This window comes from uncultured Empedobacter sp., assembly GCF_937930195.1.
GTDB classification, from domain to species: domain Bacteria; phylum Bacteroidota; class Bacteroidia; order Flavobacteriales; family Weeksellaceae; genus Empedobacter; species Empedobacter stercoris.
In genome coordinates, this window is sequence record NZ_CALGVK010000176.1 from 1 (window position 1) to 20,495 (window position 20,495).

Here is a 20,495-nt window from a genome sequence, read left to right on the forward strand (position 1 = left end):
CCCCGCCGTGGTAAGCGCCCTCCTTGCGGTTAGGCTACCTACTTCTGGCGAGACCAGATGCTTTTGTAGAAGCAGGTGTAGATGCAAAACATTTGCATTTCGAGTTATTCTACAGTGCAACAGCTGAAGCGAAAAAGGTTGAACGTCAAAAAGCAGTCAAAAAGTCGGATGACACGATGAGTAAAGTGACCATCAAATTAGATGCAACAGCCTTACAAATTGACTTAGGTTACAACGGCGATACAATCTTAGATGCGGCTTTACAAAATGGTGCAGATTTACCTTACGCTTGTAAAGGTGGTGTTTGTGCAACTTGTAAGTGTAAAGTAGAGAAAGGTGAAGTAGAAATGGACATCAACTACTCACTTGAGCCAGATGAATTAGAAAGAGGTTTTGTATTAGCGTGTCAAGCGCATCCTCGTTCTGCCGAAGTCGTGGTAGATTTTGATGCCAAATAATCAACTTTAAAAACTTTTAAAATGAGTGCAAAAGAAATTGATTTTCAAGAAATCTTTGATCAAAAGATTGAAAATGAAGTTCGTATCGAACCAAAAGATTGGATGCCAGAAGCATACCGCAAAACATTAATTAGACAAATTTCTCAACATGCTCACTCAGAAATTGTTGGAATGTTACCAGAAGCAAATTGGATTACAAGAGCTCCTTCGTTAAATAGAAAGAAAATTTTATTAGCGAAAGTACAAGACGAAGCGGGCCATGGTCTATACTTATACTGTGCAGCAGAAACATTAGGAACATCTCGTATCCAAACTTTAAATGACTTACATTCTGGTAAAGCAAAATATTCTTCAATCTTCAATTACCCAACACTTACTTGGGCTGATATCGGAATGATTGGATGGTTGGTTGATGGAGCAGCGATTTTAAATCAAGTTCCATTGTGTAGAACTTCTTACGGACCTTACGCACGTGCAATGGTTCGTGTTTGTAAAGAAGAATCTTTTCACCAAAGACAAGGTTACGAAGCGTTAGTTGTGTTATCACGTGGTTCGGAAGAACAAAAAGCGATGATGCAAGATGCAATGAATCGTTGGTGGTGGCCTACATTAATGATGTTTGGTCCAAAAGACGAAGAATCATCTAACTCAGAATTATCAATGAAATGGAGAATTAAACGTTTTTCGAATGATGAATTACGTCAACGTTTCGTAGATGTTTCTGTTCCTCAAGCCGAATATTTAGGTTTAACAATTCCAGATCCAGATCTTAAATTTAATGAAGAAACAGGTCATTACGAATTCGGAGAAATTGATTGGGAAGAATTCTGGAATGTCGTTAAAGGAAACGGAAAATGTAACAAACAACGTTTAGACGCACGTCGTAATGCACACAACGAAGGAGCTTGGGTGCGTGATGCAGCAACAGCTTACCACGAAAAAAGAAAACAAAGAGAATTAGAAAAAGAACAACGCAAAAACGCATAAAAAGATGGAAAATAGAGATTGGCCTTTATGGGAAGTATTTATTAGAAGTAAACAAGGATTAGATCACAAACATGTAGGAAGTTTGCACGCAGCAGATGCTACAATGGCATTACAAAATGCGCGCGATGTGTATACACGTCGTTTAGAAGGTGTTAGTATTTGGGTTGTAGAATCAGTGAATATCCACGCATCAAACCCAGATGAATCTGAGCAATTCTTTGATCCTGCGGAAGACAAAGTATATCGTCATCCAACTTTTTATGAAGTACCAGAAGAAATTAAAAACATGTAATTTATGACAAGTACAGTTTATCAAAACAACCAAAATTACATCGATTTTATTTTGCATTTAGCAGATACAAATCTGATTTTGGCACAACGTTTATGCGAATGGTGTGGTCATGGACCAGTTTTAGAGCAAGATATCGCTATGTCGAATATGGCTTTAGACTTATTGGGACAAACCTCTAACTATTACAATTATGCAGCCGAAATGATCGGTAATGGTACAACAGAAGATACTTTAGCAATGTTACGCGAAGAACGCGAATACAAAAATTTATTGTTAGTAGAGCAACCAAACGGACATTTCGGTGATACAGTTGCACGTCAGTTTTTTTACGATTCATACCATGCATTATTGTTAGAGCAATTCTTAAAAGTAAAAGATCTTAAATTACAATCAATCGCTGAAAAATCATTAAAAGAAGTGAAATATCACTTAAAATGGTCTGCAGAATGGATGATTCGTTTAGGAGACGGAACAGAAGAATCTCACAATAAAATTCAACAAGCAGTTTATGATATTTTACCTTATGTAGGTGAAGCATTTATTTTAGCTCCTTATCAAAAAGCATTAATCGAAGAAGGTTTAATTGATAATCCAATCGATTTTAAAGCAACTTGGTTAGCCAATGTAAAAGCTGTTTTGGATGAAGCAACAATAGAAGCTGATGTCGAAAATACGTTTGCACAAAAAGGAGGTAAAGAAGGAGTTCATTCAGAACATTTAGGTTTTATCTTAACTGACTTACAATACATGCAAAGAACATATCCTAATTTACAATGGTAACAGAAAAAGAAATTTGGCAATGGTTGGAGGAAGTTCCTGATCCTGAAATTCCAGTGATTAGTGTACTTGATTTAGGAGTAGTACGTAAGGTGGAAATTACAGCAGATGAAAAAGTCAATGTAACCATCACACCAACATACTCTGGTTGTCCTGCAATGAGTGCGATTTCTATTTCTATTCGACTAAAATTAGTAGAGAAAGGATTAAAAAATATCAATGTCATCAATCAGTTGAGCCCATCGTGGACAACTGATTGGATGACTGAAGAAGGAAAACAAAAAATGAAAGCGTACGGAATTGCGCCTCCAACAAAAAATCCTTCGAGCGATGCGCTCTTTTCAGACGAACAAAATATCGAATGTCCACAATGTGGCTCGCACGATACGCGTCTTATCAGTCAATTTGGTTCAACGGCCTGCAAAGCTATGTATCAATGTAATAGTTGCCACGAACCGTTTGACTATTTCAAATGTCATCACTAAAAAATTATGGAAAATTCAACATCAATCCTATACACACAAGAGGGAGGAATTGCTACGATCACGTTGAATCGTCCTTCTGTTTTTAACAGTTTTAATCACGAAATGATTAAAGCCTTACAACATCATTTAGATGTTGCAGCTCAAGATGCCTCAGTTCGTGCAGTTGTATTAACTGCTACTGGAAAAGCGTTTTGCGCTGGCCAAGATTTAGGTGAAGTTTTAGATGAAAAAGAAATCGACTTCAACAAAATCGTCAACGAAAATTACAATCCATTGGTTCTTAAAATTAGAAACATGGACAAACCAGTTGTTGCTGCTGTAAATGGTGTTGCTGCCGGAGCGGGAGCAAATTTAGCTTTAGCTTGTGACATAGTGGTAGCTAAAGAATCTGCTAACTTCATACAGGCATTTTCTAAAATTGGTTTGATTCCTGATTGTGGAGGAACTTATTTTTTACCTCGTTTAATTGGTTTTCAAAGAGCAGCGGCATTAATGTTATTAGCTGATAAAGTTTCGGCTGAACAAGCAAAAGAAATCGGAATGATTTACGATTATTTTGCAGACGATACAGTTGATGCTGAAGTAGCCAAAATTGCTCATAAATTAGCTAATTTACCTACAAAAGGATTGGCTTATACAAAGAAATTATTAAACCAATCATTTCAAAATTCAATTGAAGAACAATTAAAACAAGAAGGTCTTTTTCAAGCAAAAGCAGGAAATACAGCTGACTACAAAGAAGGTGTAGATGCATTTTTAGAAAAAAGAAATCCAGTTTTTAAAGGAGAATAAGCCATGAAAAAAATAGGAATTATTGGTGGTGGAGCAATGGGGTCTGGTATTGCGCAAGTTTTTGCACAATCAGGTCATCCCGTTGTTTTATATGACACTAACCAAGACGCATTAGATCGTTCAAAACAAAACTTAGCAAAAACGTTTGAAAAGTTAGTCGCTAAAGAAAAATATACCGCTGAAAAAGCACAAGAAATTCAAGCTAATATTGAATATGCTGCAAACTTAGATGCATTTTCATCTGCAGACTTAATCATTGAAGCAATTATTGAAAATTTAGATATCAAGAAATCGGTTTTCAAACAAGTAGAAGAAATTGTTTCTAAAGACTGTATTTTAGCTTCAAATACTTCATCATTATCCATTGCATCTATTGCATCGGCATGTTCTAAACCTGAACGTGTGATTGGGATCCATTTTTTCAATCCAGCACCATTAATGGCTTTAGTAGAAATTATTCCAGCTGTGCAAACACGCGAAGGTTTGGCAGAAGAAATTAAAACGTTAATTCAATCTGTAAATAAATTACCTGTTATCACAAAAGATACGCCTGGATTTATTGTCAATCGAGTAGCTCGTCCATTTTATAGCGAAGCAATTCGTTTATTAGAAGAAGGTGTTGCTGATGCAGAAACGATTGATTACGCAATGACATCTGTAGGAGGTTTCCGTATGGGGCCTTTCGAATTAATGGATTTCATCGGTCATGATGTAAATTACCGTGTTACAGAATCGGTTTTCGAATCATTCTTTTACGATCCTCGTTTTAAACCATCTTTTTCTCAAAAAAGATTATTCGAAGCAGGATTTTATGGTCGTAAGTCAGGACGTGGATTTTACAATTATGCCGAAGGTATCGAAAAGAAAGCACCAGCTCAAGATCAAGCTTTATTAGAAAAAATCTTTAAGCGTGTTTTAGTTATGTTGATTAACGAAGCAGCAGATGCTTTATTCTTAAACATTGCAAATCGTGAGGATTTAGATACAGCGATGACGAAAGGGGTTAATTATCCAAAAGGTTTATTGAAATGGGCAGATGAATATGGTATCAAAAATGTACAAAACGATTTAGATGAATTGTACAATTATTACCATGAAGATCGTTACCGTTTGAGCCCTATTATCCGTAATATGGTGAAAGAAAACAAAACATTCTACTAAAAATTATCACAATACGAACACACAAAAAAATGGAACCACAAAAGTTATTAAATAGAATGCTTGACCACGATAAATTTAGCGAATGGTTAGGTCTTGAAGTGATTGAAGTAAAAGAAGGCTATGCAAAATTGCAAGCGAAAATTCGTCCTGAAATGATGAATGGAGTTGGCTCTGTTCATGGAGGAATTACATTTGCAATGGCAGATTCTGCTTTTGCTTTTTCTTGTAATATGTACAATAATATATCTGTTGCATTAGACGTTCATATTTCTTTTACAAAAGCTGGGCATGATGGAGATGTATTTACAATTGAATCACAAGAAGTTTCTTCAACTAAAAGAACAGGTATTTACGATATTAAAGTAACAAATCAAAATAACGAGTTAATTGCTTTATTTAAAGGAACTTGCTTTAGAACAGGTAAACCTTTAATTGAAGTAGCTTAACGTTAAACGGTCAACGCTGAACGACTTTCGTAAAGCATAAACCGTTAACCTTTAAACGAAATAAAAATGAACCAAACATATATTATAGATGGAGTTAGAACTCCAATTGGTAAATTAAAAGGTGGATTATCTGCTGTTCGTCCAGACGATATGGGCGCATTGGTAATCGCAGAATTATTAAAAAGAAATCCTTCTATTGATCCTGCCGCATTTTATGATGTAATCTTAGGTAATGCAAATCAAGCAGGTGAGGATAATCGTAATATTGCACGTATGTCAGCTTTATTATCTGGATTACCTTATACGGTTCCGGGTGAAACAGTCAATCGTTTATGTGCATCAGGTTTATCTGCTGCAATTGCTGCTTCAAGAGCAATTCAAGTTGGTGATGCTCAATTAATGATTTCTGGTGGTGTTGAGTCTATGACACGTGCTCCTTTAGTGGTTTCAAAATCAGCTTCTCCATTTGGTGGTGATGCAAAAATTTATGACTCTACTTTTGGATGGCGTTTTATCAACCCTAAAATGAAAGAGATGTGGGGTGTTGATGGAATGGGTAATACAGCTGAAAACTTAGCGGAACGTGATAATATTTCGCGTGAAGATCAAGATAAATTCGCGGTTTGGTCACAACAAAAAACAGCTGCTGCTCAAGCGAATGGTCGTTTAGCAAAAGAGATTGTTCCTGTTGTTATTCCTCAACGTAAGGGTGATGCGATTATTTTTGATACAGATGAATTCCCGAAAAATAACACAACAATGGAGATTTTATCTAAGTTACGCCCTGCATTTAAAGTGGATGGTACTGTAACTGCTGGTAATGCTTCTGGATTGAATGATGGTGCTGCGGCCAATATTTTAGCTTCTGAACAAGCGATTAAAGATTTTGGATTAACACCAATGGCTCGCATTGTAAGTTCAGGTGTTGCAGGTGTTGAACCTCGTATCATGGGAATTGGACCAGTTAATGCATCTAAAATTGCGTTAGAAAAAGCTGGATTAACGATAAATGATATTGATATCATCGAATTAAATGAAGCATTTGCAGCTCAATCTTTAGCATGTACGCGTGCATTAGGTTTAGCTGATAATGATTCTCGTATCAATCCAAATGGTGGTGCTATTGCTTTAGGTCATCCACTTGGAATGTCAGGTTCTCGTATCTTAAATTCGGCAGCGTACGAATTACAAGCGACAGGAAAACGTTATGCATTGGTTACAATGTGTATCGGTTTAGGACAAGGATATGCAGCAATTATAGAAAGAGCGTAAAAATAGATGTTAGTATTGAGAAGTTAGATTTTCAGAATCATTTGTCATGTTGAACTTGTTCAACATCCCATTCATTTTGATATGATTCTGAAATAAATTCAGGATGTCTTTAATAATTTCTAATAGCTCAATACTAATATCTCAAATCTAATAAATATGATTTACGAATTTAAAGGATACAAACCGGTCGTTCATCCAACAGCATTTATTCATCCGCAAGCTGTAGTTACGGGAAATGTAATTATAGGTAAAGATGTTTACATTGGGCCAGGTTGTGCGTTACGAGGTGATTGGGGACAAATTATTATTGAAGATAATTGCAATGTGCAAGAAAATTGTACCATTCATATGTTTCCAGGAACAACGGTTCGTTTAAAAGAAAAAGCACATATTGGTCATGGCGCAATAATTCATGGCGCTACAATTGGAAGAAATTGTATGGTCGGAATGAACGCTGTGGTCATGGATAATGTAATAGTAGAGGATGAATGTATTGTAGGCGCTTTAGCATTTGTAAAAGCAGATACGCATATTCCGACCCGAAGTGTGGTTGTTGGTAATCCTGCTAAAATCGTAAAACAGGTTTCTGATCAAATGATTGAGTGGAAGGATCAAGGTACACAACAATATATGCAATTACCAAGTGATTGTCATGAAAGTTTAAAACCTTGTGAACCTTTGACCGAAGCACCAGATTATTATTTTGATTCAATGGCTTCGAATTATAAAACATGGAACGAAAGTAAGTAAAAAGTATTATGTAAAATGTCATACTGAACTTGATTCAGAATCTCATCTTACTTTATCTAATTACTAAAATCTAATATCTCAATACTAATAAAATACACAAACAACATAAAAAAATGGCTTATCAATTAGAAAATTATGCTTTAGGACAATGGACAAAAGGTTCGTCTGAAGGGCAAATGTTATATAATGCGATTACGGGTGACGAAATCGCTACTGCATCATCAGCTGGATTAGATTTCGGTGCGATGATGGATTATGCACGTACGGTTGGAGGTCCAACTTTACGTAAAATGACTTTTCAAGAAAGAGGGTTAATGCTAAAAAAATTAGCATTATACTTAATGGAAAGAAAAGAAGAATTCTACACTGTTTCTTGGGCAACAGGAGCAACACGTGCAGATTCTTGGGTTGATATCGAAGGAGGTATTGGAAATTTATTTGCGAATGCATCTTTACGACGTCAATTTGGTGATCAACCTTTTTATGTAGAAGGAGAAACACACAAAATCTCTAAAAACGGGACATTCTTAGGAACACATATTTTAACACCAAAACGTGGTGTTGCAATTCATATTAATGCATTTAACTTTCCAGTTTGGGGAATGTTAGAAAAAATTGCGGTTAACTTTTTAGCGGGTGTGCCTGCAATCGTTAAACCTGCAACAATTACATCATTCTTAACAGAAACTGTAGTTCGCGCTATTATTGAATCTGGAATTTTACCAGAAGGAGCGCTACAATTAATTAGTGGTTCTGCAAATGGAATCTTAGATTACGTTGAATCTGAAGATGTTGTTACATTTACTGGTTCTGCATCTACAGGACAAATGTTAAAAGCACATGAAAGAATTACTTCAGAAGGTGTGCCATTTAACTTAGAAGCAGACTCACTTAACGCATGTGTATTAGGTGAAGATGTACAACCTGGTTCGGCAGAATTTGATATTTTTATCAAAGAGGTTACACGTGAGATGACTACAAAAGCTGGTCAGAAGTGTACAGCAGTTCGTCGTGCATTGGTTCCTGCTCATTTAGTTGAAGATGTTCAAATTGCTTTAGGACAACGATTAGCTACAACAACGATTGGGGATCCAAATGTAGAAGGTGTTCGCATGGGCGCTTTAGCTGGTGCTGCTCAAGTAAAAGAAGTACGTGAAAAAGTAGAAGAATTAGCTAAATCACAAGAAATTATTTTTGGAAACTTAGATAATTTTGAAGTAAAAGGAGCGGATAAAAACAAAGGTTCATTCATTTCTCCAATTTTATTCTTCAACAACGATCCATTCAATAAAACTGATGTTCACAACATCGAAGCATTCGGACCGGTTTCTACAATTATACCTTACAACGGAACTGCAGAAGCAGTTGAGTTAGTTCGTATGGGGAAAGGTTCGTTAGTGTGTTCTATTGTAACAGCAGATAATGATGTCGCAACTGAATTTGTTTTAAATGCAAGTTCTTTACATGGTCGTATCGTAATTTTAGATGCTGAATGTATCAAAGAATCAACTGGTCACGGTTCTCCACTTCCATTATTAGTACACGGAGGTCCAGGTCGTGCAGGTGGAGGAGAAGAAATGGGTGGAAAACGTGGTGTATTCCATTATATGCAACGTACAGCACTCCAAGGTTCTCCAAACAAATTAACAGCTGTCACTCAACAATATCAATATGGTGCAGATTATATCGAAGAAGATAAACATCCATTTGCTAAACATTTTGAAGAAATTAAAGTAGGTGATACGTTAATTACATCAAAACATACAGTTCAGCAATCAGATATCAATGCCTTTGCAGCTTTATCAGGAGATAATTTCTATGCTCACGTTGATGCAACTTCTTTAGAAGGGACAGTTTTTGAACAAAATGTTGCGCACGGTTATTATTTATTGTCGAAAGCGGCAGGTTTATTCGTATTAGCCAAAAAAGGACCAGTTTTATTAAACTATGGTGTAGACGAGTGTCGTTTTGTGAAACCTGTTTATCCAGGAACAACTATTGGCGTTCGTTTTACATGTAAAGAGAAAATAGAACAAGAGAAAAAAGACGAAAACGATATTGCAAAAGGAATCGTTCGTTGGTTAGTGGATATCTACGACCAAACAGGTGAAACTGTTGGTATCGCAACTATCTTAACAATGGTTAAAAAATTAAATCAAGACTAAAATTAATTCGTTAATGAGATAATTTGGTAAATTAGCTAATTGTCTCATTAACATATTATCACATTATATAATGGAAGCTTACGTAAAATCAGATATACAAAACGGAATTGGTACAATCGAATTTTTTCACCCACAAAGTAATTCGATGCCAGGTACTCAGTTAAGAAATTTAGCTGCTGAAATTGAAAAATTAGGAAACGATGAAGCAGTGAAAGTTATCGTTTTAAAAAGTGCTGGTGACCGTACATTTTGTGCTGGAGCATCATTTGATGAATTAATTTCAATTAAAGATCGTGAAACAGGTTTAGAGTTTTTCTCTGGATTTGCACATGTGATTAATGCAATTCGTCAAGCACCAAAATTTGTTTTAGCACGTATTCAAGGAAAAGCTGTTGGAGGAGGAGTTGGTATTGCTTCAGCTGCTGATTACACGTTTGCAACAGATTTTGCTGCCGTTAAATTATCTGAATTAGCGGTAGGGATTGGACCTTTCGTAGTAGGACCAGCTGTAGAACGTAAAGTAGGTACTTCTGCTTTTACGCAAATGGCAATTAATGCAACAGAATTTCAGTCTGCGGAATGGGCAAAAGAAAAAGGTTTATACGCAGAAGTCTATGCAAATGCAGAAGAAATGGACGAAGGAATCCAAATTTTAGCCAAAAAATTAGCCAATTCTAATCCAGAAGCGATGAAACACTTAAAACGTGTTTCTTGGGAAGGAACAGAAAATTGGAACGAATTATTAATCGAAAGAGCAAAAATTTCGGGTGAATTAGTTTTATCAGAATTTACAATCAACGCAATTAATCAATTTAAATCAAAATAAAACCTTACTTTAATTATATTTCATCTGAGTTTTACAATTCTAAAAATTATATTTTTATTTGTTTAGATGTATTATTTCGATAATATATTTAAAATATTCCTTTTAACTTTGTGGTATGGGAGTAGCAGAATTATTATTAAAACGTAAACAAGAATTAATCGAAAAGAACAAAACTGAAGGTTTGGCTTTTCGAGAAGAATATAAATTAAAAGAAGGTGTTACTGAAACCGAAAGTGGATTATTATACGAAGTAATCACGTTGGGAGAAGGTGTAAAACCAACTTTGTCTGATACCGTTTTATGTCATTATCATGGAACAAATATCAACGGAGAAGTTTTTGACAGTTCGGTACAACGCAAAAAACCTGCAGCTTTTCCTTTGGAAAATGTGATTAAAGGTTGGGCAGAAGGTGTGCAATTAATGCCTGTTGGTAGTAAGTTTAGGTTTGTTGTAAAACCAGAATTAGGCTATAAAGACCGTGAAATATCAAAAGAATTAGGCCCTTTTTCTACGATGATTTTCGAAGTAGAGTTAATGGGAATTTTATAAACTAAAAAAGATGTCTGTAAAGACATCTTTTTTAGTTTTATTCAAAAACTTCGCAGTGAATGATATTATGCGAGGTTCCTATAAATTCGATCAACCAATTTTCTTGAGTTTGTTCAATTTGATTATTTTCTTTCCAATTTGGGTAATGAAATGAAATCGGAATCGAAACAAATTTACTTTTTGGATGCGAAGCAATTTCGCTCAAATCGTTTTCAATTTTTTGTTCCATTTCAAACAAATCTTTTGGTTTTGATTTATGGAAACTGTAGTAATCAATCGCAATTAATTCTAAGATCATCTTATCGTTTGAAAATGTTTTAGCAAAATCATAGATCGTTTGATACACATCATTCAACGTATGTTTGTGAAATAGATGATGTTGCTCAAAATACTGACCTAATCCCAATAAAAAGTCGAAAATAGAATATTTTTGAGCGATATATTTTAAGGTTTCTGGCGTTCTCGGTTTGTTCCAATAAATTTCTAAAGCATTTTCTAAACCCGTAATATTCGCTAAATCTTGCTCACTTAAAAAATCACTTTTTACAATTTGATAGGGCGGAAGTGGATCAAATTGGTAACCATATTTCTCATATTTTTGACGGACTGGTGTACCTTTTAAAAACTTCAAAAAACCTAATTGCAGTTCTGGTGGGTAAAGTTTGAATGTTTCTTCGAAACTAAATTTCAAATCATCAATATACTCTAAAGGTAAACCAACAATCAAATCTAAATGCATCTCAATTCGATCTTTCAATTGATTGATAACATTCGATGTTTTTTCAAAGTTCTGCTTACGCGAAACTTCTCGGTTACTTTGTTGATTAACAGTTTGAATACCGATTTCAAAACGGAAAAGATTTTTTGGAACTTTTTCGTTGATGAATTTAATAATATCTGGATGAACAATATCGGCTGTGATCTCGAACTGAAAAACATTTCCTTCTCGATAATTATCTAAAATAAATTGAAATAATTCGATCGTAAAATCACGTTTTATATTAAATGTTCTGTCCAAAAACTTAATCGTTTTTCCATGTTTCATGAGATACAACAAATTCTCTTTGATGGTTTCCATTGGCAAATAGCGCATTTTATTGTCTAAACTGGCTAAACAGAACTCGCATTTATATGGACATCCACGAGAAGTTTCGATGTAACAAACCTTCTTTTCCAAATCCGCAGGATGATCGTATTGATAAGGATTTCGACCCTCTAATCGATTAATATCAAACTGAATGTTTTGTGCATTAAAAACAACTTCGTTTTCTTTTTTATAAACTAAATTTGGAACATTATCAATTGTTGGATAGTTCGAAACAAATTCTTCAAAAGGTATTTCACCTTCACCTACAATAATATAATCGATATAATTATTTGCAATTACATCATCATATTCGTAACTAACTTCAGGACCGCCAAGTAAAATTTTGGTTTCAGGTGAAACTTGCTTAATACGTTTACAAACTTCTAATGTCTGCGTGATATTCCAGATGTAACAACTAAAACAAACAATATTATATTTAGCGCATTTTTCAGCAACATCATCAAAGTCGGATTTTATCGTAAATTCTTTCCAATAAATATTGCCACGATGATGGTTCAAATCGTAAAGAATACGAATCGCCAAATTGAGATGAATGTATTTTGCGTTTAAAGTCGTTAATAAAATTGATGGTTGCATAAAATTGTATTGTCGTGCAAAAATAAACAATTATTAATGTCTTGGATAATTAAAAACCGATTGCTGTACCACCCAAAGAAATACTTGTTTTATTGTATTTAGAAGGTGTTTTTTTGTGCTTCACTTTAATTGAAAATATAACTGGTTTTAATGGCAATTCGTCTTGAGTTTCGACTTCACTTATTTTTATTGCGTTATCCAATCCCTTTGTAATTTCACCAAAAACTGTGTAATCATGATCCAAACGTGGTAAACCACCATTCTTCAGATATTCAGCACGTTGTTCAGCTGTATATTTAATTCCTTTTTTATTTTCTAAATCATCCAATTCCTTTGCTGTAATTATCTTTCCAACTACAAAATAGAGTTGATTATAGTACGATCCTTTTTCTTTATTGTCATCTCGACCAGCGCCTAATGCACCAATTTTATGAAAAGCTTTTGGATTAAATTCAGGAGCTAAACGAATTGGCTTTTGCTCAGGATTTTCAGCTTCTCTTGCCAAAATAGGATCGTCTAATTCTCCACCTTGTATCACAAAATTTTTTACAACTCGGTTAAATTGAGCATTAGTATATGTTCCTTTGTTTATTTCACTTAAAATTAAATCCCTGTGTTTTGGCGTGAAATCGTACAGCATCACATCAAATTTTCCGTAATTTGTTTTGAATTTTAAGATATATGTTTGTGCAGAAACAAAACTCGAAAATGATAATCCAATTCCGAGTGCAATATTTTTTATAAATTGAAAATTCATGGTTGATATAAATTATTGAAATAAACTTAAATTATATTGTTTCACTAAATCTAAAATCATGTGATAACCTGCAGCAGAATTTCCGTGTTTGTCTAACGCTGGACTGAAAACGCCAATTCCTATTTTATTTGGTACAGAAACTGTAATTCCTCCACCAACACCCGATTTACTTGGTAAACCAACAGTTCGTGCATATTCACCACTAAATTCATACATACCGGCAGTTAACATTTGCGATTGAATTAATTGTGAAATCTGAGCGTTTTTGTAAGTAGTATCACCATCAAAACGTGTGCATTGATGTGCAAAGAAATAACCAATTTTAGCTAAATCTTCAGTTGTTATTTCGATAGAACATTGTTTGAAATAATTGTTTAATTTTTCTTCATCACCTTCAATCAATCCATTGTTTTTCATCAAATAAAACATTCCACGGTTTCGATGTCCTGTTTCTTTTTCAGAATTGTAAACTGATTTACTATAATCTATCGAATTATTTTTGGTGATATAACGAACCATTTTAAGAATTTTTTGAAAAGGAATTTCTCCTTCACCATCAATCATAGAAGTGGTTAAAATTGCACCTGCATTCATCATTGGATTTAATGGTTTTCCAGTTGTTTCGAGATTCGCAAAATGATTAAAAGGCATATTTGTTCCATAATATCCCATTTTAGAAAATACATTTTCTTCTCCTTTTTCAGAAACTGCAATCATTAAAGCAATGATTTTAGAAATACTTTGAATGGTAAATTTTTGATTAACATCGCCAACATTGATCACTTTTCCATTTTCATCAACCACAGAAAAGGCAATTTTATCTGCTTTCATTTTTCCAAGTTCAGGAATATAATCAGCAACTTTTCCTTCTTTATAATTTGCTCTATTTTTTTCGAGAATCGTAGTTAATGCATTTTCAGTAATTTGTAAACTTTTTCCTGTATTTATTGTTGTTTTTTGCCCAAAAACCTGTTGATTAATTGGATTAAAACACGTTAAGGTTAAACTTAAAAGTAGTGTTGAAAATGTATATCGTTTCATTTATATTTTACTAAAACACAAACTTAAAAAATATTTGGTTGATTCGTTTAGTTAAAATAGCTTTATATAAATGTTTAATCAAAAATTATAATACATGAAATATATTCTCCTATTGCTTTCGAGCCTTTCTTTTGCACAAACGTATCAAATCATTAATGAAGAAAATTTAGACGTAAGTTACAGAGGTTTAGCTTTTCAGGATGCTAAAACATTTGTAGTCTCGGGTTCTAAAAATACCATTGGAAAAACAATTGACGGAGGAAAAACGTTTACTTGGATCAACCCGAAAGTTGTAGAGAATAGAGATTTCAGGGATATTGAAGTTTTAAGTAAAGGTAATTATTTGGCTTTAGGAATCGATTCTCCTGCTTATATTTTACAAACGAAAGATGGTGGTCATACGTGGAATAAAGTTTATGAAAATAATGAAAAAGGAATTTTTTTAGATGCCATTTATGTGGATAAAAATTCTAAAAAGATTACTGTTTTGGGCGATCCTATGTCTCCAGATAAACCATTTGTCTTAACTTCTACGATGACAAATCCTACAAAATGGGAGGTTGCTAAATCGCTTCACGGTCAATCTTTAAGATTGAAAAATCCAAAAGAAGCTTTTTTTGCATCGAGTGGAAGTAATTTGTATGTTGATACAAAACAAACGTTAATAGTTACGGGTGGAGAATTGTCTAATTTGTATTATTACACACCAAAAGGTGGACAAATGTATGCGTTGGAAAAAACTAAAAGTACGACTTCTGGAATAAATGGAATGGCTTATGACGCAGCGAATAATGTGGGTTATTTGGTAGGAGGTGATTTTATGAAACCAGAAGATTCAAGCTATAATTTTTATAAATTTAAAATGATAAATGGGAAAATTTCTTTTCAAGATTCATGGAAATATCCTATTGGATATAAATCTGGTGTAACAATAATTTCTAAAGATAAAGTTTTAGTTTGTGGCTATTCTGGAGTTGACTATTCTACCGATGGAGGACATAATTGGGTAAATATTACTAAAGATAGTTACAATACGTGTACTGTTTCACCGGACAAAAAATATGTAATTTTAGTTGGAAATAAAGGAAAAATAGCTAAAGTTACGTTGTAAAAAATTTAAGATCGAAATAAAATATGAGTTTCTATTGATATATTTTCATATTTATTCTAATTTTTTGATAGAAAAGTAAATTATTGAAATCAGAATTTAATAATAGTTAAATGTTTTTTCTATGATATCGAAAATTAAATACTTTTTTTGATTAAATTAGTTAGTCTAAATTTTAAGGATATGAACTTAACTACAAAAGCATCTATTCAAATTCAAAAACTACCACATGAAGTTTTCGATGCGATTATAAATCCTTTTAAAATGAATAACTATTTTATCGCTTTTTCAACCAGAAAAATTGTGCATTACAGGTAGTAATTGTAGAAAAACCTGTCGAAACAGTTTTGGATTAACAAATACATAATTATTATGAAAAAAGTATCATTTACCGAAGTCATTTATGCACAACCAAAACATGTGCACAAAATCATGTTAGCGCCAGATTCGTATAGAATTTGGACAAAACCTTTTAGCGAAAATTCAGATTATAAAGGTGATTGGTCCGAAGGTTCGAATGTATATTTTACCTATAAAACTGAAAAAGGTACAGCTGCAATGATCGCTAAAATAGAAGAAAATAAATTAGGAGAATCAATCAAAATGAGGCATATCGGAATGTTAAAAGAAAATGGACAAGAGGTTTTTGATGGTCCTGAAATTGATTCTTGGAAAAATAATGAAGAATCTTATAAGTTCGAAAATATAGAAGGACACACGCGTTTAATCTGTTCCATTGATGTAGAAGAAACAATTTTTTCTGAAATACAAATGAGGGAAATGTGGTTGAGAGCGTTGCGAAAATTGAAAGAAATTTGTGAAGATTAAACTTTCTAATTAATTTATATCAAGAGTTTTAATGAAATAGTACAATTAATACCGAAATAATGCAATACGAAGTCTCGACATTAGATGAATATTTTGAAATTATTCCTCCAGAAAGAAAAGAAACTGTAAAAAAAATATATGAAACCTTGAAAATGAATTTACCTAACGGGTTTGAAGAACAAATAAGTTATGGTCATCTAGGGTTTGTTGTGCCTCATTCGATGTATCCAAATGGCTATCATTGCGATCCAACATCTCCTTTACCTTTTATTGGATTAGCTTCACAAAAGAATTTTATTGCGTTGTATCATATGGGAATTTATTCGGATGAAAAGTTATTAAATTGGTTTATAGAAGAATATCCAAAACATGCAAAAAGAAAATTGGATATGGGAAAAAGCTGTATTCGATTCAAAAAAACAGATGATATTCCGTATGATTTAATTGGCAAATTAGCATCTAAAATTACGCCAGATCAATGGATAGCAACTTATGAAAAAAATCTTCTAACTCGAAATAAATAATACATGTCAAACATCACTAATTTTTTAAAACAATTAGAAAAAAACAATAACCGTGATTGGTTTAATACACATAAAAATGAATTTGATACCGCAAAAGCTGAAGCTGATTTAATCTTCAATGCGATTTACCAAGAATTAAGTAAAAAGGAAGAATTAGAACCACTGAAAATTTATAGAATTTATAGAGATGTTCGTTTTTCGAATGATAAAACGCCATATAAAATACATTTTTCAGCACAATCGGGTCGTAAAAAACCACACAATAGAGGTGGATATTATTTTCATATTCAACCGAATCATAATTTTATTGGAATAGGATTTTGGGGACCAGAACGAGATGATCTATTTCGAATCAGAAAAGATATTGAAGTTTCCGATGAATTGGAAAAGATTTTACAATCTAAAACACTTATCAAAGAATTTGGTGAAATGCAAGGAGAGGAAGTGAAGTCTGCACCAAAAGGCTTTTCGAAAGATCATGAACGAATTGCTTTACTCCGTAAAAAACAATATTTGTTCATTAAAAATTTTACAGATGAAGAAGTATTAGCAGAAGATTTTCCGAAAAAAGTTGCAAAATCAATACAAGTTTTACAACCTTTTCTAAATTATATGACCGAGGTTTTAACTACTGACGAAAATGGTCAACCTTTATTTTAAATAAATAATCACAAAAAAATATAAATTATTATGGCTAAAGTACACGCTTATTTAAATTTTAATGGAAATTGCGAAGAAGCTTTCAAATTTTATGAAACTGTTTTTGATACGCAAAATATTGGAATGCATAAAATGGGAGATATGCCTGCAAGTCCAGATTTCCAATTACCAGAAAATGCAAAAGATAAAGTAATGCATACTGCTCTATTGATCAATGAATCAACAATGCTTATGGGATCAGATATTGTAGAAGAATTTGGACAGAAATATGTACAAGGAAATAACTCTTATGTTATGTTAGATGCAGAGACTGCTGATGAAGCTAAGAAATTATATGATCGATTATCTGTACATGCAAAAGTAATGGAAATGCCTTTAGGCGAACAGTTTTTTGCGGAATTATTTGCATCATTTATAGATCAATTTGGAATTCCTTGGATGATTCATTTTGAAGGAAATAAGGCTCAGCAGATGTAACGAAATAGTAAAAAACTTTCCTCTTTAGGAGAGTTTTTTTAATGGTATAATCTAAATCCTAATTTAAGGGCTAAAGTAGAATGTTTATCAAACAAAGCATGCACCAATTCTTCTTCGTCATCAATTTCTTTGGCTAAACAAAAATAATATTGATCCAAAATTGTACTGAGAATTGGAGATGAATTTATATATCCCGACAACGCTTTTGCACCTGTAACATCGATAAAATATTGAAAACTTTCATCTTCCAAATCCAAATTCATTGTATTGGCAAAATGAACAATTTTATTTGATAATTTTCCTTGAAATAGTTCAGCTATTTCTTCTAAACTGTAGTAATAATCGTCTATCAGGATTTGATTTCCCTCTCCTTCAACTACTAAATAAATGAGTTTATATTCTCTGAAATAGTTGTCATGATAAAGTAAATTATTGAGACTTTCTTCTAAACCTTCAAAACTATCAGTCGTCTTGTAAACATTTGTAATGTGAAATTCTCGTGCTAAATGTTCTAAAAAACCTAACAATTGAGAATCGTTTTGCTCCTCTATATCGTCTACACTTTCTAAACAAAATAATTTAAAACCTTCTTCGTCTCTGTAATGATCAAGCTCCATTTGAATATAAATTTTGACTAATTTACAATTCTTACGATTATTTACAACCATTAAAAATTCTGAAATTTTATGAAAGAAAATTCTTTTTCTTTTCAAAAACCGAGAAATAGTCGAACTTTGTATTCTTATTTCAAGAGAATGAAACAACCACAAAGAGTATTCGATTTACCACGATTTCAAGAGAAAAATACACCAAACATTACTATTTTTAATTACAAAGAAAATGATGAATGGAAGGGAATTTCAACGACCGATTTTATTAATCGCGTAAATAATATCTCAAAAGGTCTTATTGCAAATGGTGTTCAACCTAATGATAAAGTAGCTTTGATAAGTGAAAATCGTTTGGAGTGGAATTTAGTCGATTTTGCAATTCAACAAATAGGAGCAGTAGTTGTCGCTATTTACCCAAATATTTCGGACAACGATTACGAGTTTATTTTGAATGATGCAGAAATAAAACTTTGTATTGTTAGCAATGATCTTTTGTACCAACGATTATTAGGTTTAAAAGATAGAGTACCAAATCTTGAACAAGTTTATACATTTAATACCTATCCGCATACACCAAATTGGATCGAATTAGTTTCGAAAGGAATTTCAGTTTCTGATGAAACCCTTCAAACCTCTATGGATAAAGTAAAAACAACAGATTTAGCAACTTTAATTTACACATCTGGTACAACGGGAAACCCAAAAGGTGTGATGCTTTCTCACGAAAATTTATTAGCTGATGTAAACAGTTCTGAATATTCTTTTCCAGTACAAGCTTATGATAAAGCGTTGTCTTTTTTGCCTGCTTGTCATGCGTACGAACGTGTATTTCAGTACGTGTATATCAAAATGGGATTGTCAATTTATTTTGCACAATCAATGGATACTATTGGTCAAGATTTGAAAGAAGTTCAACCTCATATTTTTTCGGCAGTTCCAAGAGTTTTAGAGAAGGTATATGATAGAATTATGTCAAAAGGAGAAGAGTTAACGGGTGTAAAACGAAAACTGTTTTTCTGGGCTATTTCATTAGGAGAAAAATATGATTTAGACGAATCAAAACTTTCTTCTTTGTACAAATTTCAATTAAAAATTGCGCGCAAATTAATTTTTTCAAAATGGAAAGCAGCACTTGGAGGAAACATAAAAGGTGTTGCAACAGGAAGCGCAACCTTGCAAACGCGTTTATTAAAATTGTACTTAGCAGCTGGTATTCCAATTTACGAAGGATATGGATTAACTGAGGCTGGACCATGTTTGTCTGTAAACTGTATAAAACGTGGAATGAGAATCGGTACAGTTGGTTTGCCTTTGATTGATATTGAAATTAAATTAGCCGAAGATGGAGAAATTCTTGCAAAAGGAAAAAATATCATGCAAGGTTATTATAAGAATCCTGAAGCAACGGCAGAAGTACTAAAAGATGGATGGTTGTATACAGGAGATATTGGTGAATGGGTTGATGGAAAGTTTTTGAAAATCATTGATCGCAAAAAAGAAATGTTCAAGACTTCTGGTGGAAAATATATTGTACCGCAACAAATCGAGAAATTATTGTCAGAATCTATTTTTATTGAACAAATAATGGTGGTTGGAGAAGGACGAAAATTTCCTTCAGCTTTAATTGTTCCGTTGTACGAGAATTGTTTAGAATGGGCTAAACAAAATGAACCTTCTATTCTAAATTTATCACGAGATGAATTTATAAAACATCCTAAAATTCAGGAATTGCTTGCAAACGAAATCAATAAATTAAATGTCAATTTTGGTAATTGGGAAAAAATCAAAAAATTTCATTTACTTCCCTACGAATTTACGATTGAAGCAGGTGAATTAACACCAAC

23 protein-coding genes are annotated in these 20,495 nt (G+C 33.1%); 19 read left to right on the plus strand and 4 right to left on the minus strand.

Annotation, left to right across the window (positions count from 1 at the left end; genetic code table 11):
* Nucleotides 1–23: 23 nt before the first annotated feature.
* The 13 genes from Q0616_RS10335 to Q0616_RS10395 all read left to right on the plus strand — a co-directional run bounded on the left by Q0616_RS10335 (nucleotide 24) and on the right by Q0616_RS10395 (nucleotide 10,961).
* Nucleotides 24–458, plus strand: a complete 435-nt coding sequence (locus tag Q0616_RS10335; RefSeq protein WP_298776854.1) for a 2Fe-2S iron-sulfur cluster-binding protein — start codon at nucleotides 24–26, stop codon at nucleotides 456–458.
* 21 nt (nucleotides 459–479) lie between these two features.
* A complete protein-coding gene (gene paaA, locus Q0616_RS10340; RefSeq protein ID WP_260543050.1) occupies nucleotides 480–1,445 on the plus strand; it encodes a 1,2-phenylacetyl-CoA epoxidase subunit PaaA in 966 nt (321 codons plus the stop codon).
* Between the two features lie 4 nt (nucleotides 1,446–1,449).
* Nucleotides 1,450–1,737 (plus strand): 1,2-phenylacetyl-CoA epoxidase subunit PaaB, encoded by a 288-nt coding sequence (paaB, locus tag Q0616_RS10345; RefSeq protein WP_171622480.1) that lies wholly within the window; start codon nucleotides 1,450–1,452, stop codon nucleotides 1,735–1,737.
* Nucleotides 1,738–1,740: 3 nt separating this feature from the next.
* A complete protein-coding gene (gene paaC, locus Q0616_RS10350) occupies nucleotides 1,741–2,517 on the plus strand; it encodes a 1,2-phenylacetyl-CoA epoxidase subunit PaaC (protein WP_188320060.1) in 777 nt (258 codons plus the stop codon).
* The gene (paaD, locus tag Q0616_RS10355) at nucleotides 2,511–2,999 is read left to right on the plus strand and encodes a 1,2-phenylacetyl-CoA epoxidase subunit PaaD (RefSeq protein ID WP_171622482.1); all 489 of its coding nucleotides are present in this window, start codon (nucleotides 2,511–2,513) and stop codon (nucleotides 2,997–2,999) included. Before paaC ends, paaD begins: the two co-directional genes overlap by 7 nt.
* Nucleotides 3,000–3,005: 6 nt before the next feature.
* Entirely contained in the window at nucleotides 3,006–3,791 is a 786-nt protein-coding gene (locus tag Q0616_RS10360; RefSeq protein WP_298776859.1) for an enoyl-CoA hydratase-related protein, read from the plus strand.
* Between the two features lie 3 nt (nucleotides 3,792–3,794).
* Nucleotides 3,795–4,952, plus strand: coding sequence for a 3-hydroxyacyl-CoA dehydrogenase NAD-binding domain-containing protein (locus Q0616_RS10365; protein WP_171622484.1), 1,158 nt, complete (start codon nucleotides 3,795–3,797; stop codon nucleotides 4,950–4,952).
* 29 nt (nucleotides 4,953–4,981) lie between these two features.
* Nucleotides 4,982–5,398 (plus strand): hydroxyphenylacetyl-CoA thioesterase PaaI, encoded by a 417-nt coding sequence (gene paaI / locus Q0616_RS10370; RefSeq protein ID WP_171622485.1) that lies wholly within the window; start codon nucleotides 4,982–4,984, stop codon nucleotides 5,396–5,398.
* A gap of 66 nt (nucleotides 5,399–5,464) precedes the next feature.
* Nucleotides 5,465–6,670, plus strand: a complete 1,206-nt coding sequence (gene pcaF, locus Q0616_RS10375) for a 3-oxoadipyl-CoA thiolase (RefSeq protein ID WP_298776860.1) — start codon at nucleotides 5,465–5,467, stop codon at nucleotides 6,668–6,670.
* A gap of 156 nt (nucleotides 6,671–6,826) precedes the next feature.
* A complete protein-coding gene (locus tag Q0616_RS10380) occupies nucleotides 6,827–7,420 on the plus strand; it encodes a transferase hexapeptide repeat family protein (RefSeq protein ID WP_298776862.1) in 594 nt (197 codons plus the stop codon).
* A gap of 113 nt (nucleotides 7,421–7,533) precedes the next feature.
* Nucleotides 7,534–9,585, plus strand: a complete 2,052-nt coding sequence (gene paaZ, locus Q0616_RS10385; protein WP_298776863.1) for a phenylacetic acid degradation bifunctional protein PaaZ — start codon at nucleotides 7,534–7,536, stop codon at nucleotides 9,583–9,585.
* 70 nt (nucleotides 9,586–9,655) lie between these two features.
* Nucleotides 9,656–10,411, plus strand: coding sequence for an enoyl-CoA hydratase/isomerase family protein (locus tag Q0616_RS10390; RefSeq protein WP_171622489.1), 756 nt, complete (start codon nucleotides 9,656–9,658; stop codon nucleotides 10,409–10,411).
* Nucleotides 10,412–10,526: 115 nt separating this feature from the next.
* Nucleotides 10,527–10,961: an FKBP-type peptidyl-prolyl cis-trans isomerase gene (locus tag Q0616_RS10395; RefSeq protein WP_171622490.1), complete on the plus strand. Its 435-nt coding sequence runs from the start codon at nucleotides 10,527–10,529 to the stop codon at nucleotides 10,959–10,961.
* A 37-nt stretch (nucleotides 10,962–10,998) separates the two neighbouring features.
* Here Q0616_RS10395 and Q0616_RS10400 read toward each other — a convergent pair whose 3' ends face one another.
* The 3 genes from Q0616_RS10400 to glsA are packed head-to-tail and all read right to left on the minus strand — an operon-like array spanning nucleotide 10,999 to nucleotide 14,443.
* Nucleotides 10,999–12,645 (minus strand): B12-binding domain-containing radical SAM protein, encoded by a 1,647-nt coding sequence (locus Q0616_RS10400; protein WP_298776866.1) that lies wholly within the window; start codon nucleotides 12,643–12,645, stop codon nucleotides 10,999–11,001.
* Between the two features lie 49 nt (nucleotides 12,646–12,694).
* On the minus strand, nucleotides 12,695–13,402 hold the full coding sequence (locus Q0616_RS10405; protein ID WP_298776868.1) for a peptidylprolyl isomerase: 708 nt from the start codon (nucleotides 13,400–13,402) through the stop codon (nucleotides 12,695–12,697).
* A gap of 12 nt (nucleotides 13,403–13,414) precedes the next feature.
* Entirely contained in the window at nucleotides 13,415–14,443 is a 1,029-nt protein-coding gene (gene glsA / locus Q0616_RS10410) for a glutaminase A (RefSeq protein ID WP_171622493.1), read from the minus strand.
* A gap of 94 nt (nucleotides 14,444–14,537) precedes the next feature.
* Between glsA and Q0616_RS10415 the strand changes: the two genes are divergently transcribed.
* The 5 genes from Q0616_RS10415 (at nucleotide 14,538) to Q0616_RS10435 (ending at nucleotide 18,040) form a co-directional block, all read left to right on the plus strand.
* Nucleotides 14,538–15,554 carry a hypothetical protein gene (locus tag Q0616_RS10415; RefSeq protein WP_225541968.1) on the plus strand — a complete coding sequence of 339 codons (1,017 nt, stop codon included), beginning with the start codon at nucleotides 14,538–14,540 and terminating at the stop codon, nucleotides 15,552–15,554.
* Between the two features lie 369 nt (nucleotides 15,555–15,923).
* Nucleotides 15,924–16,379, plus strand: a complete 456-nt coding sequence (locus Q0616_RS10420) for a hypothetical protein (protein WP_298776873.1) — start codon at nucleotides 15,924–15,926, stop codon at nucleotides 16,377–16,379.
* 59 nt (nucleotides 16,380–16,438) lie between these two features.
* The gene (locus tag Q0616_RS10425; protein ID WP_298776874.1) at nucleotides 16,439–16,903 is read left to right on the plus strand and encodes a DUF1801 domain-containing protein; all 465 of its coding nucleotides are present in this window, start codon (nucleotides 16,439–16,441) and stop codon (nucleotides 16,901–16,903) included.
* Nucleotides 16,904–16,906: 3 nt separating this feature from the next.
* Nucleotides 16,907–17,563, plus strand: a complete 657-nt coding sequence (locus Q0616_RS10430) for a DUF2461 domain-containing protein (RefSeq protein ID WP_298776875.1) — start codon at nucleotides 16,907–16,909, stop codon at nucleotides 17,561–17,563.
* Between the two features lie 30 nt (nucleotides 17,564–17,593).
* Nucleotides 17,594–18,040, plus strand: coding sequence for a VOC family protein (locus tag Q0616_RS10435; RefSeq protein ID WP_225541972.1), 447 nt, complete (start codon nucleotides 17,594–17,596; stop codon nucleotides 18,038–18,040).
* 38 nt (nucleotides 18,041–18,078) lie between these two features.
* Here Q0616_RS10435 and Q0616_RS10440 read toward each other — a convergent pair whose 3' ends face one another.
* The gene (locus tag Q0616_RS10440; RefSeq protein ID WP_298776876.1) at nucleotides 18,079–18,657 is read right to left on the minus strand and encodes a DUF6642 family protein; all 579 of its coding nucleotides are present in this window, start codon (nucleotides 18,655–18,657) and stop codon (nucleotides 18,079–18,081) included.
* Nucleotides 18,658–18,795: 138 nt separating this feature from the next.
* On the opposite strand from Q0616_RS10440, the gene Q0616_RS10445 reads away from it, so the two are divergent.
* On the plus strand, nucleotides 18,796–20,495 hold a 1,700-nt coding region (locus Q0616_RS10445; protein WP_298776877.1), incomplete at its 3' end, for a long-chain fatty acid--CoA ligase.

What these genes read in the sequence shown, in the direction of transcription:
- paaA (WP_260543050.1), top strand. Translation starts at nt 480, where the DNA reads ATGAGTGCAAAAGAAATTGATTTTCAAGAAATCTTTGATCAAAAGATT.
- paaB (WP_171622480.1), top strand. Translation starts at nt 1,450, where the DNA reads ATGGAAAATAGAGATTGGCCTTTATGGGAAGTATTTATTAGAAGTAAA.
- paaC (WP_188320060.1), top strand. Translation starts at nt 1,741, where the DNA reads ATGACAAGTACAGTTTATCAAAACAACCAAAATTACATCGATTTTATT.
- paaD (WP_171622482.1), top strand. Translation starts at nt 2,511, where the DNA reads ATGGTAACAGAAAAAGAAATTTGGCAATGGTTGGAGGAAGTTCCTGAT.
- Q0616_RS10360 (WP_298776859.1), top strand. Translation starts at nt 3,006, where the DNA reads ATGGAAAATTCAACATCAATCCTATACACACAAGAGGGAGGAATTGCT.
- Q0616_RS10365 (WP_171622484.1), top strand. Translation starts at nt 3,795, where the DNA reads ATGAAAAAAATAGGAATTATTGGTGGTGGAGCAATGGGGTCTGGTATT.
- paaI (WP_171622485.1), top strand. Translation starts at nt 4,982, where the DNA reads ATGGAACCACAAAAGTTATTAAATAGAATGCTTGACCACGATAAATTT.
- pcaF (WP_298776860.1), top strand. Translation starts at nt 5,465, where the DNA reads ATGAACCAAACATATATTATAGATGGAGTTAGAACTCCAATTGGTAAA.
- Q0616_RS10380 (WP_298776862.1), top strand. Translation starts at nt 6,827, where the DNA reads ATGATTTACGAATTTAAAGGATACAAACCGGTCGTTCATCCAACAGCA.
- paaZ (WP_298776863.1), top strand. Translation starts at nt 7,534, where the DNA reads ATGGCTTATCAATTAGAAAATTATGCTTTAGGACAATGGACAAAAGGT.
- Q0616_RS10390 (WP_171622489.1), top strand. Translation starts at nt 9,656, where the DNA reads ATGGAAGCTTACGTAAAATCAGATATACAAAACGGAATTGGTACAATC.
- Q0616_RS10395 (WP_171622490.1), top strand. Translation starts at nt 10,527, where the DNA reads ATGGGAGTAGCAGAATTATTATTAAAACGTAAACAAGAATTAATCGAA.
- Q0616_RS10400 (WP_298776866.1), bottom strand. Translation starts at nt 12,645, where the DNA reads ATGCAACCATCAATTTTATTAACGACTTTAAACGCAAAATACATTCAT.
- Q0616_RS10405 (WP_298776868.1), bottom strand. Translation starts at nt 13,402, where the DNA reads ATGAATTTTCAATTTATAAAAAATATTGCACTCGGAATTGGATTATCA.
- glsA (WP_171622493.1), bottom strand. Translation starts at nt 14,443, where the DNA reads ATGAAACGATATACATTTTCAACACTACTTTTAAGTTTAACCTTAACG.
- Q0616_RS10415 (WP_225541968.1), top strand. Translation starts at nt 14,538, where the DNA reads ATGAAATATATTCTCCTATTGCTTTCGAGCCTTTCTTTTGCACAAACG.
- Q0616_RS10420 (WP_298776873.1), top strand. Translation starts at nt 15,924, where the DNA reads ATGAAAAAAGTATCATTTACCGAAGTCATTTATGCACAACCAAAACAT.
- Q0616_RS10425 (WP_298776874.1), top strand. Translation starts at nt 16,439, where the DNA reads ATGCAATACGAAGTCTCGACATTAGATGAATATTTTGAAATTATTCCT.
- Q0616_RS10430 (WP_298776875.1), top strand. Translation starts at nt 16,907, where the DNA reads ATGTCAAACATCACTAATTTTTTAAAACAATTAGAAAAAAACAATAAC.
- Q0616_RS10435 (WP_225541972.1), top strand. Translation starts at nt 17,594, where the DNA reads ATGGCTAAAGTACACGCTTATTTAAATTTTAATGGAAATTGCGAAGAA.
- Q0616_RS10440 (WP_298776876.1), bottom strand. Translation starts at nt 18,657, where the DNA reads ATGGAGCTTGATCATTACAGAGACGAAGAAGGTTTTAAATTATTTTGT.